The following is an 11,922-nucleotide window of genomic DNA, read 5'->3' as shown; positions in this document are numbered from 1 at the left end:
CCACGTCCATCTAAACTGAGTCTCGGTCTAACGAGACACCCCCAAGGAGAAAACAACATGGCATTGTCCACCGAAGAAGTTCTTGCCGGCCTGGCCGAACTCATCAACGACGAGACGGGCATCGCAGCCGACACGGTCGAGCTGGACAAGTCGTTCACCGACGACCTGGACATCGACTCCATCTCCATGATGACCATCGTCGTCAACGCAGAAGAGAAGTTCGACGTCAAGATCCCCGACGAAGAGGTCAAGAACCTCAAGACCGTCGGCGACGCCGTCACGTTCATCACCAAGGCCCAGGGCTAAGACCCGGCCGATGAACAGGCCGGCCGGCATCTGCCGACCGGCCTGTTCGTGCGGGACTTTCGTCTCGCGTTTCCATGCCTCACGGGGAGTTATGTTATGACCAAGAAGATCGTTATCACCGGCATCGGCGCGACCTCGCCTCTCGGCGGGACCGCCTCCGAAAGCTGGTCGGCACTGCTGGCCGGTGAATCCGGCGCCCGCCCGCTCGACTACGACTGGGTCGCCGAAACTCAGCTTCCGGTGACGTTCGCCGCGCAGGCCAGAGTCTCCCCGAGTGAGATCCTCGCCCGGCACGAAACGAAGCGCCTCGACCCGTCCAGCCAGTTCGCGCTGATCGCCGGCCGTGAGGCCTGGGCGGATGCCGGCTCCCCCGAGGTCGACCCCGACCGCCTGGCCGTCGACTGGTCCACCGGTATCGGCGGTGTCTGGACCCTGCTCGACGCTTGGGACACGCTGCGCGAGCGCGGTCCGCGCCGGGTTCTGCCGATGACCGTGCCGATGCTGATGCCCAACGGCCCCGGAGCGGCAATCGGCATGGACCTGCATGCCCGCGCCGGCATCCGGACCGTCGTTTCCGCCTGCGCGTCCAGCACCGAGGCCCTCGTCAACGCCTACGACCGCCTGCAGGCAGGGCACGCCGACATCATCATCGCCGGAGGCTCCGAGGCGGCGATCCACCCGCTCCCGATCGCGGCCTTCGCGTCGATGCAAGCGCTCTCCAAGCGCAACGACGACCCGGCCAGGGCGTCCCGCCCCTACGACATCAACCGCGATGGTTTCGTGCTCGGTGAGGGCGCTGCCGCCCTCGTCGTCGAGACCGAGGAGCACGCCAGGGCCCGCGGCGCCCGCATCTACGCCGAGCTCCTCGGCGGCGCCGTGACCAGCGACGCGTACCACATCACCGCTCCGGACCCCGAGGGATCCGCCGCCGCCCGGGCCATGATCACCGCGATCCGCAACGCCGGCGCGGAGCTGGGCGACGTCTCGCACATCAACGCTCACGCCACGAGCACGCCCGTCGGCGACATCGCCGAGTACAACGCCCTGCGCCGCGTCTTCGGGGACCTGCTCGACGGCATTCCCGTTTCGGCAACCAAGGCGTCCACCGGTCACCTGCTCGGCGGCGCCGGCGCCATCGAGGCGCTGTTCACCGTGCTGGCGCTCTCGGACCGCGTGGCACCCCCGACGATCAACCTGACCGACCAGGACCCGAGCATTCCGCTCGACGTGGTCACGTCGCCGCGCGCCCTCCCGTCCGGCGACCTGCTCGCGATCAGCAACTCGTTCGGATTCGGCGGCCACAACGCCGTCGTCGCTTTCCGCAGCGTGTAGCCGCGGATCGCGGCAAACTCGACCGCGCGATCCCCCAGAAAGACCCCGACCGGCTTCCGGTCGGGGTCTTCTTCTTGAGTGCGATTCGCGTCGTTTCGTTTACGTGCCGCCGGGAGTGCTCTCCGACCTGCGCGCCTGGCGCCACGATCCTGCGAATCGCAGGTTCCTGGGTCAGCCGACCTTGTGCAGCCAGACGACGGAATTGAAATCGCTCGCGTGGCGGAACGGTTCGAGCTCGTCATCCCACGCCTGGCCGAGTGCGAGCCGGAGCTCCCGGTGGAGTTCGATCGCGTTGGCGCCGGCCACCTCAATGGCGTACCGCACTCGGTCCTCCGGCACGACGATGTTGCCGGCGGTGTCGGTCTGCGCATAGAAGATACCGAGGTCCGGCGTGTGCAGCCAGCGTCCGCCGTCGGTGCCGAGGCCGGCATCTTCCGTCACCTCGTAGCGCAGGTGTTCCCATCCGCGCAGGGCTGATGCGAGGGCCGCGCCGGTTCCCCGGTCGCCCTCCCAGTAATACTCGGCGCGCTGCGAACCCTTCTGCACGGGCTGGTCGGTCCAGTCGAAATTGACCGCCTCGCCCAGGGCGCGCCCTGCCGCCCACTCGACGTGGGGGCAGAGTGCACGAGGAGAGGAGTGCACATAAAGCACTCCCCGTGCAGTTGCTGCCTGCCGTGCCTGTGTTGCCGCCATCGTTTTTCTCCGTTCCTCTGAGGTGCGTCTTCCCCAACGACCTCTGAACGGCGAACTCGAATGCAGTGAGTACGGCCTAGCTATGAAATTGAACGACATCGCAGTCGCTAGCTGAATTATGCCTCACCCTGCAACGAAATCACAACACTGTTATTCCGCGAGTCCGTCCGACCTCGGTCGATTCTGTATATTCGGTATAGAAATATCGGGCAATTTTCACGGAGGCATGGTGTCGGTTCGAAGCAATCTGCTGGTCATCCTCACGATCGGCCCGGCCTACGGGTTTCAGTTGCACGGCGAGTTGCAGTCCCGGACCGCGGGCAGGCGAACCGTGAACGTCGGCCAGATCTACGGCACCCTGGACCGACTGGTCAGCCAGGGCGCCGTGGAGTCCGCCGGGACCACCCCCGACGGACTTCCCCTGTACCGGCTGACCGACGCCGGGCGCGCCGAGGCGTTGACCTGGCTCTCGGACACGAGCAGCCCCGTCGGCGAGGAATGGAACGACCTCGTGGACCGGGTGCTCCTGGCGTCCTCGCTGCCGCACAGCGATGTGCCGGCCATCATCGCCGGCTACCGAAGTCGCTGGAAGCGCACACGTAACGGGGCTGCGCTGACCGGACAGGACAGGCTGGCCGCCTCGGCGGCATCCGCCCTCGCCGCCGCAGCCCTGGCCTGGCTGGACGAAGCCGAGGCGGCGCTGGCCGGCGTATCGGCGGGCGCGTTCCGCCGGGAGCTCAGCCACGCACGCCCACGGCGGGGCCGGCGCCCCGCGGCGGCTGTGCCGGCACACCAGGTGCCGCACTCGTCAGTGCAGGAGCTCGCCGCCCTTGGCCAGCACGTTCCGCTCTCCCGCCTCGATGGCGAACGGTAACCGGTTCCGGGCCGGCGGGATGGGGCAGTTGAAGTTGTAGCTGAAGGCGCACGGGGGCAGGTACGCCCGGTTGAAATCGAGGATGACGCTCCCGTCGTCGCCGGGCGCCACGCGCAGGAAGCGCCCCATGCCGTACGTGTACACGCCGTTGGTCGTGTCGCCGAAGACCAGCAGGAGGGAGGGCCCGTCCGGGAAGGCGGCCAGGCGATACTCCACTCCGTCCCGGCCGACCACGATCTCTCCGGGCAGCCTCTTCTGCCGGGTCGCGCCCTGGTCATGGAGATGGGCGACGCTCACCTCTGCGTCACCGTCGAGCGGCACGAAGGAGGCGCGGATGACCCACTCGGGGTCCCAGGGGAAGGCGTCGATGGAGCCGAACGCGCGGATACCGTCGGATTGGGCGTCCCACACGCGCAGGGCGTACCCGCCGGCCGCGTCGGCGATGATGGTGCCCGTGCGGCCCGTGCTGAACCGGATGTGTGACGGGGCGAGCGCATCCATCCCGGCGACGATCACGCTGCCGTCGACGAGCTCGTCGTCGACCCGGATGCCGTCGGCCGCCGTCGCGGTCAGGCGCAACCCGGAGAGCCCGCTCGGCAGGGGCGACCAGAGGCCCGGAACGCCCCGGACGCGCCGGGATTCTCCGGCGTTGCCGGTGACCCACTGGGTGTTCACGAGGGCCAGGTTTCCCTGGGGCGCCACAACCGACCGCCGTCGCTTCGCCCGGAAGGACTCGAGGCCGCCGGCCCCGGCGTCATCGGCGGCGCTCACATTACTTCGCCTCCGCGTAGCTGTCGACCGTGGCCGCGGTGAGGAGGAAATCGACGGGGAAGTCGCCGAAGAGCAGGCGGCCGGCCGTCGCAGCCGCCCTCGTGATGATCTGCTCCACCTCGCCCGCCAGGGCGACCGGGGTGTGCACGATGACCTCGTCGTGCAGGAAGAAGACCAGGTGCGGCGTGGCGGCGAACGCCGCCGGTCGGTCCGGAGCCTCGGTGCCGCGGAGCGACCACAGCTCCCTCCGCACCTCGGCCATCCAGCAGAGCGCCCATTCCGCCGCGCTCCCCTGCACCACGAAGTTGCGGGTGAACCGGCCCCAGTCCCGGGCCTGGCTGCGCGCACGGCGTTCGTCGCCGTCCGTCGCCGCCGGGTCATAGGCCTGCGCCTGGGTGGCCTGCCAACTCTCCCCCGGCCGGGGTGAGGACCGCCCGAGCCGGGTTGTGACGATGTCGCCGCGTTCGCCGGCGCGAGCAGCGGCCTCGGTCAAGCCGAGCGCCCGCGGGTAGGCCCGGGCGAGCCTGGGCAGCAGGCGCCCGCTCTCCCCCGTGGTCGCGCCGTACATCGCCCCGAGCATGGCGACCTTGGCCTGGTCGCGGGTTTCGACCACGCCGCTGGCGACGATGCCGGCATACAGGTCGGTGTCGCGCCCGGCCGCGGCCATGGCCGTGTCGGCGGAGAGCGCGGCGAGGATGCGCGGTTCCAGCTGGGCGGCATCCGCCACCACCAGCTTCCACCCCTCGTCGGCAACGACGGCGCCGCGCACCTGCCTGGGCAGCTGCAGGGGGCCCCCGCCGCTGGCGCCCCACCTGCCGGTGGTGGCGGCGCCGGGGACATACTCGGGATGGAACCGGCCGTCCACGATCCAGGTGTCCATCCAGTACCAGCCGTTCGCGCTGAGCAGGCGGGCCAGCTTCTTGTACTCGAGCAGCGGCTCGATCACCGGATGCTCGAGCTTCTTCAACTCCCAGGCGCGCGTCGACGTGGCCATCAGCCCGGAACGCTGCAGAGCCTTGAGCAACTCCTGCTGTGAGTCCAGGTTGAACACCTGGTCGTCGAGTTCGTCGCGGATTCGCCCGGCCAGCTGCTCGAGTCGTTCGGGCCGGGTGCCGTGCGCCACGCGGGGGCCGAGTTCCGCCGTCAACAGCCGATCGTGGATGTCCGTTCGCCACGGCAACCCGGCAAAGTGCATTTCCGCCGCGATGAGCGCTCCGACCGACTCGGCGGCGAGCAGGAGCCGGAGGCGGCCGGGCTCCGGGCAGGAGGCGACCGCCTGGAACTGGCGCAGGAACTCGGCCATCGTGTCGTCGTCGGCCGGTTCATCGTCGCCCGAGGCCAGGTCGAAGAGCGTCGCGCCCTGGGGCACCGCCGCCTCCAGGGCCGCCGCGCGATCCCACCGGCCGGGGGCTCGCCCCGCCAGTTCGCTCGCCCGGGTCAGCTCGGATCCCCGCAGGATCGCGTGGCACAGCCTCAGGTCGTGGCAGCGGCGCACCCGGATCCCGGCCGCAAGCAGGGCGGGCGACCACCGCGAGGTGTCATCCCACACCCAGCGGGGCCCGGCGGGCTCCCTGGCCGCCACGAAGGCGGGGAAATCGAGCTGGGTGAGGCGCTCGGCTGGAGCGGTGGGGGCGCCGGCAGCGTCGAGTGCGGTGACGAGGATCTCTCCGTTGCCCGTTCGGCTGGCCAGAAGGTACACAGTGCCATTCTGCCGTGTGCCACCGACGCCCGGCGTGACGCCCGGCCGATTCAGCCGCCCGACCACGCCGTCCGGAGCAGGCCGATCGTCTCGTCGTCGGTCAGCTGGTGGAAGTCGGTGTAGAACGGGCCGATCGCCCAGAATTCGGAGGGAACGTCGAGAACGACGACGACATCCGCCAGCCCCCTCATCTCGGCCATTGCGTCCGCGGGTGCGACGGGTACCGCGAGCACGGTGGTCGCCGCCCCCTGGCGTTTCACGGCAGCCAGCGCCACCTTGGCCGTGGCCCCGGTCGCGATCCCGTCATCGACGATGACCGCGACCCGGCCGGCCGGGCTCACCTGCGGCCGATCGCCCAGGTAGCGCTTGCGTCGCCGATCGATCTCCTCGAGCTCGGCCTGGCGCGCACGCGCCAGGCCCGCCGCGTCGCTGCCGGTGGCCGCGTACACGTCTTCGTTGATGATGGTCTGCGGATCCTCCCCGTTCACGACCGCGCCCATGGCCACCTCCGGCCACCCCGGAGCCCCGATCTTGCGCACGAGGATGAGGTCGAGCGGTGCCTGGAGCCGCCTGGCGACCTCCAAGGCGACCGGTACTCCCCCGCGGGGAAGGGCGTAGACGACCGGATCGCGCAGGTCGAGCGTCTCCAACTGCTCGGCCAGCTTCTCCGCCAGTTGCCTGCCGGCGTCGGTGCGGTCCCTGAACATGATGCGTCCTTTCGCCTACGGTACGCGTGCGTCGATGGTGAACGAGTCTGTGAAGGTGCCGCCGGCGACGGCTACGAATCCCGCCGTCAGCGTGTCCGCCGTCACCCGCACATCCAGATTGCCGTGGCTGGGGTCGAGGTTCAGCCCGGACCACGCCGCGAAGTATCCGGCCTCCGGGTCGCTCGGGTTGACGTCGCGCAGGGCCACACCGCCCGTCCCGACGATGGCCAGGACCGTCCCGGCGCCCTGGGTGAGGTCGCTGTCGCTATCCGAGACGCAGGCGGAGGAGTAGCTTTCGGTCGCGATATCCGGGCAGGAGTCGCCGAGCGCGAGCTGCTTCGATCGCGCGTACAGGTGTTCGTGACCGCTCAGCACGAGATCCACGCGCTTGGCCACGAGCAGGTTGAGCAGGTCGGCCCCGGGATCGCAGGGGTACCTGCCGACCGACAGGCAGGGCTTGTGCATGCCGGTCACCACCCAGGGGATGCCGGCGCTGCGGGCGCCATCGATGGCCCTCTCGGTCCACCGGTAGTGCGCGCTGCCCTCGGAATACGACCACCGCCCATCCGGGTACTTCAACCCCGGCGAGATCATGATGAACCGCACGAGCGGGTTCACCCGGGGCACATCCACGAAGTACGCGCGCCCGTAGGTCCCGACCAGTCCCGGGAGTTGGTTGGGCAGGCAGTCGGAGAAGGCGTCGATATTGCCGTTCCTCCCGTCGCTCTCATGGTTGCCCGCGATGAGCTCAAACGGCACACCCTCCCCGACCCGGGAGGTCACGAAATCGCACCAGGCCGCCTCGCTCCCTGGCTTGCCGTAGGAGAGGTCGCCGAGGGCCAGGTGCAGGTCGGGTCTGATGCTCGCTACCTGGTCGAGCACGGCCGCGGACTGGGTGCGCTCGGCGATGTCGCCGGAGGCCGTGAACCGCACGGAGGTCGCTCCGTCCGCCCGGACGGACGTCTGCGGCACCGGCGCCGGGGCCGACGCCGCGCATCCGGCCAGCACGATGCCCGCGACCGCTATTCCGGCCGCACAAGACGTCGCGACCCTCAACCTTGTCCCTCGCATATGCCCACTCCTCGCGTGTCGGCCGTATGTGAGGAAGTTAAACCCTGTTCGCCCCGGAAGACAATGAGTCGGCGATGGATGCCTCCGGCGGATGCCGCAGCGGACGCCAGGTGTCGAGGGCGATCGCCAATCCGAGGACACAGAGGGAGAGCGACAGGGAGGCGGCGATATCCGTCACCCAGTGGTAGCCGAGGTAGACGCGGGTGAGCGCGACCAGGCCGACACCGACGATTGCGGCGAGGACCAGGAGCAGGGAAGCGACCCAGCCTCTCCCCCGGGAGAGCACCAGGTAGCCGCCCACGATGAGAAAATCGGCCACCCCGAGCACGTGGCCGGAGGGGAACGAGAAGGAGGGGTCGACGCCGATGAGCATGAACTCTTCCGGGGGCCGCTCCCGGCCGACTAGGCGCGCAATCAGCAGCGCGAGGGACATGCCGGTGAGCATCGCCACCGAAAGGACGAGCACCCGCCATGCGTGCTTGGAACGCCAGATCCACAGCACGATGAATACCGCCACGACAATCGGCATCCCGATCGGGCCGGAAATCTCGGCGATGAGGATCATCGCGGCGGTCCAGCCCTCCGTGCGGTGCTCGACCATCCACGCCCGCACCGGCTCATCGAGGAGGGCGAGTCCTCGCTGCTCGAGGACACCGTTCAAGACCAGGAAGAAGGCCGTGGTCCCGAAGGCGACGAGCAGGGCTGCGGCGATGAACCAACCGGTTCGGGCGGGCTGCACCGGCGGGAACTCTTCGGACAGGTAGTCCTGCACCCATCGGGGCCGTTGGCGCTGTTGCGCGCGGGGGCTCTGGCTCATGCATTCAGGCTAGACGATGGAGGGACGCTCGCTGAAATGTCCCCGTTCGCCGGCAGTGCGTAGAACGGCGTTCTCCGAGTAGAACGTCGCTCATCCGGCCTCGCGGTCTCCGGCGGATCCCGAACGCGCCAACTCGGTGAGCTCGACCACTTCGGCGAGTTCGGCCAGGCGATGCGCGCGACCCGATTCGGCCGGCGTGAACGGCTCCCCGGGGCGGGAGAAGTAGAGCGGCGCGTGCCAGGTGGTCGGGACTTTGAGGAGGGTGGACTCCGAACCCAGGTCTCGTGCCACCGGCTTGCCGGGGACGTCGGTGACCAGTTCGGCCGCGAGGAGCTCGGCAATGGCCTGCGGGAGTTCGCCCGGGTTGCCGGCAACGCGAGCGGCGAGGGCCAGCGCCCGGGTCTGACCGTCGGTCAGCGCAACGGGGGTGGTGGGCCAGAGCCGGGTTTGGCGACCGCCGCTCAATTCCACCGCAGCCGACAACTCCTCCTCGGCCAGGTCGCCCGGAGCGCTGAGCACGAGCTCGTCGAGCACGCCGCCGGCGACCGGGTGCACATGAATGCTCAGGATGTTCGCCTCAAAACCGGCCAGGGCCCGGTTGAGGCGCTGCAGGGCGCCCGGCTCGTCGGCAAGCACCGTGCGCACGCGCCAGAGCGCCGGTGAGGTCTCGAGTTTCCGCCGCCGGCGCAGGGCGGGCGCGTGCAGCCAGCTCCACAGGAACCGCCTGGCGGAGGGTTCGGCGACCCAGATCACGAGGGCCGTCGCAGTGAAGGCCAGCACGAGGACCTTCGCGAGGTACGACAACCCGGTCTGCACGACGAGTGCGTGCACGAGGAGTTCGATGGGCAGGATGGTCACCACGTTGACCACGGTCAGCCGCCCTTTGGAGGCCTCGGGCAACTGACCGCAGCCGTCGCAGGTCAAGTCTGCTGGGTTCGGTTTTCCAGTGCCCGGTTTTCGTGCGTTCCCCCGCGTCATGGGTCCATTCTGGGCAGCTCCGGTTACGGGAACGTTGCGGAGCTGTCACAGACGTGCGAATTCGGGGACGTCAGCCGGGCAGGGTCATGTCAATGACGAGCGACCCGGACGCCGATCCCGCCCTGAGGTCGTCGAGCGCGCTATCGACCTGGTCGAAGGGGTACGCGGTCACCGAAGGAGTGATTCCCAGGTGGTGGGCGATTTTGAGGAAGTCCCTGCCGTCGGTCCGCGTGTTCGCGGTCACGCTGCGGAGGTCGCGCTCGTAGAACAGGGTGGAGTCGTAGTCCAGGGCGGGGATTCGGGAGACGTGGATGCCGGCGAGCACGACCGTGCCGCCTCGTGCCGTCGCCCGCAGGGCCGGCGGCACGAGCGTTCCGGCCGGGGCGAAGATGATGGCGGAATCCAGCGGCTCCGGGGGCACGGCATCCGCTTCGCCGACGAAAGACGCGCCCAGGGTTCGCGCCAGCGCCTGGCTCTGCTCCCCTCGCGTCATCGCGAACACTTCCGCTCCGGACGCCAGGGCGAGCTGGGCGGTGATGTGCGCGCTCGACCCGAATCCGTAGAGGCCCAGCCGGCCGCCGGGCGGCAAGGCGGCACGGGTCAGCGCCCGGTAGCCGATGATCCCCGCGCAGAGCAGGGGCGCCGTTTCGACCGGATCGCTTCCCTCGGCCAGAAGATAGGCGAAGCCTTCCGGCACGGTCGCGTACTCGGCGAAACCGCCGTCCGCATCCCACCCCGTGTACTGCGATCGGGGGCAGAGGTTCTCTCGCCCGGCCTGACACCATTGGCACGCCCCGCAGGTGCGACGGAGCCAGGCGATGCCGACCAGGTCGCCCACCCGCAGCTGACGCACGTCCCCGCCCAGGCGCACAACGCTGCCGACGACCTGGTGACCGGGCGTCACGGCGGGGTGATGGGGCGTGAGCTCTCCGTCCACCACGTGCAGGTCCGTGCGGCATACTCCGCAGGCCAGCACCTTCACGAGGACCTCGTCGGCGGCCGGCGTTGGCACCGGCTTCCGGCCGGGCTCGACGCGATGATGCTCGAGATCCGTCGTCCACGCCCTCATGCTCTCCACCGTTGGCCTCCCGCTTGTGACTCCAGTATCGCCAGCTCCGGGGTTCCGGGCTACGCCGTGTCCCCCATCCGGCCGACTGCGGTAGCCCGGCGCCGGCTGCTAGCGTGACGCCAGCGACACACCCGGTCGACGATCCCCAGGCATTGACGTCTGCCGGACGCGACCGAATGAAGGGGCTGTAATTCATGAGAATCCTGTGCCCCCACTGTCACGCGGAAGCTTCGCTCACCCCGAACCGGGCTCGCTTCGACGGGGTCGTACTCCCCCGCTATGTCGTGGTGTGTTCGGGTTGCGATCGGACCACGGCGCACCAGGACAAGCAGGAGCGTCTCGTCGCTGCGCTGGTCGGAAATCGCCACGGCAGCGGCAGCCATGAGCTCACGGTCGCTGCCGAGGGCGTGGGGCATGTCAGTTTCCGCACCGACCCGACCGGGGAGACGACGCCGGCCGTGGAGCACTCGGAGCTGTTGGAGTACGTCACGAGCAGCATCACCTCAGAAGACACCTTCAGCCTCGTGCTTCGCACGGTCGAGACGGGGTCGAACTGCCCATCACCGGAGGGCGGCATCCCGTACACGGCCGTGCGCGGCTGGCTGGTCGTCAACGGCGAGATTCTCGCCCTCACGGGACAGGAGGTCTGGGAAGCGTCCTGCCGGGATTCCCAATCAGATGGCCCGCTCGACCCCGAGGCGGACGTGCACTACGTCGACGCGGACGCGATTCCGCGGCCCTACTGCTGGTGACGCGGCTCGCCGCAGGCGTCCGCCGGTCAGACCAGGCCGAGGAACCCCGCGCCGAGCCAGGCGCACGCGACACCGATGACCAGGAACACCACCACCCAGACGATGCCCGGCAGATGGGTGAGGCGCGCTAACTGATCGGCGTCCGACGACCGCGCCGCCTGGCGGGAATGCGAACGGGTCCGGTGTAGCTCCAGTACCGCACGCACCGCGCCGAGGAGCAGAACCGCCGTCACCAGGAGCGCGAAAACACCCTGCACGCCGGCAGAGCCGAACCACGAAACGCCGAGGACCACGGCTCCGCTCGCGGCGACCGACCACAGGCCGAACCAGTTCCGAATCTGCACCAGCATGAGCGCCAGCGCGGCGAGCATGAGCCAGAGCAGGGCGACGTCGTAACCGAGGCTGAGCATCCGGGCGGCGCCGAGCCCGAGGAACGACGGGGCGAGGTACCCGGCCAGGAGGGTGAAGACCATCCCGGGCCCGCCGGGCCGGCCGTGGCTGACGGTGAGTCCGGAGGTGTCCGAGTGCAGGCGGATGCCGCCCAGCCGCCGGCCGCTCAGCGTCGCGGCGACGGCGTGCCCGCCCTCGTGCACCAGGGTGATCACGTGCCGGCTTTGCCGCCAGAAGGCGGGAACGAGCACGAGGACCGCAGCCGCAGCGACGGTCAGCCAGGCGGCCTGGAGCGGGAGCGGCGCGTTGCGGGTCGTGATCTGCTCCCAGAACCCGAGCAGCACATCCATGGTCACAGCCTAGCTGCGGGCTGAGCGTGCACGCCGTCCCGGCGGGTATGGAGGCCGCGTCGACATCTGGGTCGACATCTGGCTAGACTCCCACTTTGTTTCACTCATACCCT

Annotated in this window: 13 protein-coding genes; 4 read left to right on the top strand and 9 right to left on the bottom strand. The window is 69.4% G+C overall.

The genetic code is table 11. The annotated features are described in order from the left end of the window. The first annotated feature begins 57 nt into the window (after positions 1-57). The gene (locus tag E3T54_RS04735) at positions 58-306 is read left to right on the top strand and encodes an acyl carrier protein (protein ID WP_092321784.1); all 249 of its coding nucleotides are present in this window, start codon (positions 58-60) and stop codon (positions 304-306) included. A gap of 96 nt (positions 307-402) precedes the next feature. Continuing rightward, positions 403-1,638, top strand: coding sequence for a beta-ketoacyl synthase (locus E3T54_RS04730; RefSeq protein ID WP_134474779.1), 1,236 nt, complete (start codon positions 403-405; stop codon positions 1,636-1,638). 171 nt (positions 1,639-1,809) lie between these two features. Here the strand turns inward: E3T54_RS04730 and E3T54_RS04725 are convergent, their stop codons facing one another. Next, positions 1,810-2,331, bottom strand: a complete 522-nt coding sequence (locus E3T54_RS04725; protein ID WP_134474778.1) for a DUF3145 domain-containing protein — start codon at positions 2,329-2,331, stop codon at positions 1,810-1,812. Between the two features lie 226 nt (positions 2,332-2,557). Between E3T54_RS04725 and E3T54_RS04720 the strand changes: the two genes are divergently transcribed. Beyond that, positions 2,558-3,205: a PadR family transcriptional regulator gene (locus tag E3T54_RS04720; protein ID WP_166804825.1), complete on the top strand. Its 648-nt coding sequence runs from the start codon at positions 2,558-2,560 to the stop codon at positions 3,203-3,205. Here E3T54_RS04720 and E3T54_RS04715 read toward each other — a convergent pair. From E3T54_RS04715 to E3T54_RS04685, 7 genes are all read right to left on the bottom strand, one after another. Beyond that, complete coding sequence (locus E3T54_RS04715) at positions 3,140-3,976, bottom strand: DUF1684 domain-containing protein (protein ID WP_134474776.1); 837 nt, start codon at positions 3,974-3,976, stop codon at positions 3,140-3,142. The two genes, E3T54_RS04720 and E3T54_RS04715, sit on opposite strands and share 66 nt — an antisense overlap. A gap of 1 nt (position 3,977) precedes the next feature. Further along, positions 3,978-5,675 (bottom strand): bifunctional 3'-5' exonuclease/DNA polymerase, encoded by a 1,698-nt coding sequence (locus tag E3T54_RS04710; RefSeq protein WP_134474775.1) that lies wholly within the window; start codon positions 5,673-5,675, stop codon positions 3,978-3,980. A 50-nt stretch (positions 5,676-5,725) separates the two neighbouring features. Further along, the gene (locus tag E3T54_RS04705; RefSeq protein ID WP_134474774.1) at positions 5,726-6,382 is read right to left on the bottom strand and encodes a phosphoribosyltransferase; all 657 of its coding nucleotides are present in this window, start codon (positions 6,380-6,382) and stop codon (positions 5,726-5,728) included. Positions 6,383-6,397: 15 nt separating this feature from the next. Further along, complete coding sequence (locus tag E3T54_RS04700; protein WP_134474773.1) at positions 6,398-7,453, bottom strand: metallophosphoesterase; 1,056 nt, start codon at positions 7,451-7,453, stop codon at positions 6,398-6,400. Between the two features lie 37 nt (positions 7,454-7,490). Beyond that, a complete protein-coding gene (locus E3T54_RS04695) occupies positions 7,491-8,270 on the bottom strand; it encodes a phosphatase PAP2 family protein (RefSeq protein ID WP_134474772.1) in 780 nt (259 codons plus the stop codon). A 90-nt stretch (positions 8,271-8,360) separates the two neighbouring features. Continuing rightward, positions 8,361-9,248 carry an amino acid-binding protein gene (locus E3T54_RS04690; protein ID WP_134474771.1) on the bottom strand — a complete coding sequence of 296 codons (888 nt, stop codon included), beginning with the start codon at positions 9,246-9,248 and terminating at the stop codon, positions 8,361-8,363. A 70-nt stretch (positions 9,249-9,318) separates the two neighbouring features. After that, positions 9,319-10,317 carry a zinc-dependent alcohol dehydrogenase family protein gene (locus tag E3T54_RS04685; RefSeq protein ID WP_134474770.1) on the bottom strand — a complete coding sequence of 333 codons (999 nt, stop codon included), beginning with the start codon at positions 10,315-10,317 and terminating at the stop codon, positions 9,319-9,321. Between the two features lie 194 nt (positions 10,318-10,511). Between E3T54_RS04685 and E3T54_RS04680 the strand changes: the two genes are divergently transcribed. Further along, positions 10,512-11,069 carry a hypothetical protein gene (locus tag E3T54_RS04680; protein WP_134474769.1) on the top strand — a complete coding sequence of 186 codons (558 nt, stop codon included), beginning with the start codon at positions 10,512-10,514 and terminating at the stop codon, positions 11,067-11,069. 26 nt (positions 11,070-11,095) lie between these two features. On the opposite strand, the gene E3T54_RS04675 is transcribed toward E3T54_RS04680, so the two are convergent. Beyond that, positions 11,096-11,809, bottom strand: a complete 714-nt coding sequence (locus E3T54_RS04675; RefSeq protein WP_134474768.1) for a M50 family metallopeptidase — start codon at positions 11,807-11,809, stop codon at positions 11,096-11,098. Positions 11,810-11,922 lie beyond the last annotated feature (113 nt).

Source organism: Cryobacterium sp. Sr8 (assembly GCF_004403225.1).
Lineage (GTDB): Bacteria > Actinomycetota > Actinomycetes > Actinomycetales > Microbacteriaceae > Cryobacterium > Cryobacterium psychrotolerans.
This window is presented reverse-complemented; position numbering and strand designations above follow the sequence as displayed.

Bases quoted from the DNA above. Each gene is read 5' to 3' on its own strand.
- E3T54_RS04735 (WP_092321784.1), top strand. From the start codon at position 58: ATGGCATTGTCCACCGAAGAAGTTCTTGCCGGCCTGGCCGAACTCATC.
- E3T54_RS04730 (WP_134474779.1), top strand. From the start codon at position 403: ATGACCAAGAAGATCGTTATCACCGGCATCGGCGCGACCTCGCCTCTC.
- E3T54_RS04725 (WP_134474778.1), bottom strand. From the start codon at position 2,331: ATGGCGGCAACACAGGCACGGCAGGCAGCAACTGCACGGGGAGTGCTT.
- E3T54_RS04720 (WP_166804825.1), top strand. From the start codon at position 2,558: ATGGTGTCGGTTCGAAGCAATCTGCTGGTCATCCTCACGATCGGCCCG.
- E3T54_RS04705 (WP_134474774.1), bottom strand. From the start codon at position 6,382: ATGTTCAGGGACCGCACCGACGCCGGCAGGCAACTGGCGGAGAAGCTG.
- E3T54_RS04700 (WP_134474773.1), bottom strand. From the start codon at position 7,453: ATGCGAGGGACAAGGTTGAGGGTCGCGACGTCTTGTGCGGCCGGAATA.
- E3T54_RS04695 (WP_134474772.1), bottom strand. From the start codon at position 8,270: ATGAGCCAGAGCCCCCGCGCGCAACAGCGCCAACGGCCCCGATGGGTG.
- E3T54_RS04690 (WP_134474771.1), bottom strand. From the start codon at position 9,248: ATGACGCGGGGGAACGCACGAAAACCGGGCACTGGAAAACCGAACCCA.
- E3T54_RS04685 (WP_134474770.1), bottom strand. From the start codon at position 10,317: ATGAGGGCGTGGACGACGGATCTCGAGCATCATCGCGTCGAGCCCGGC.
- E3T54_RS04680 (WP_134474769.1), top strand. From the start codon at position 10,512: ATGAGAATCCTGTGCCCCCACTGTCACGCGGAAGCTTCGCTCACCCCG.
- E3T54_RS04675 (WP_134474768.1), bottom strand. From the start codon at position 11,809: ATGGATGTGCTGCTCGGGTTCTGGGAGCAGATCACGACCCGCAACGCG.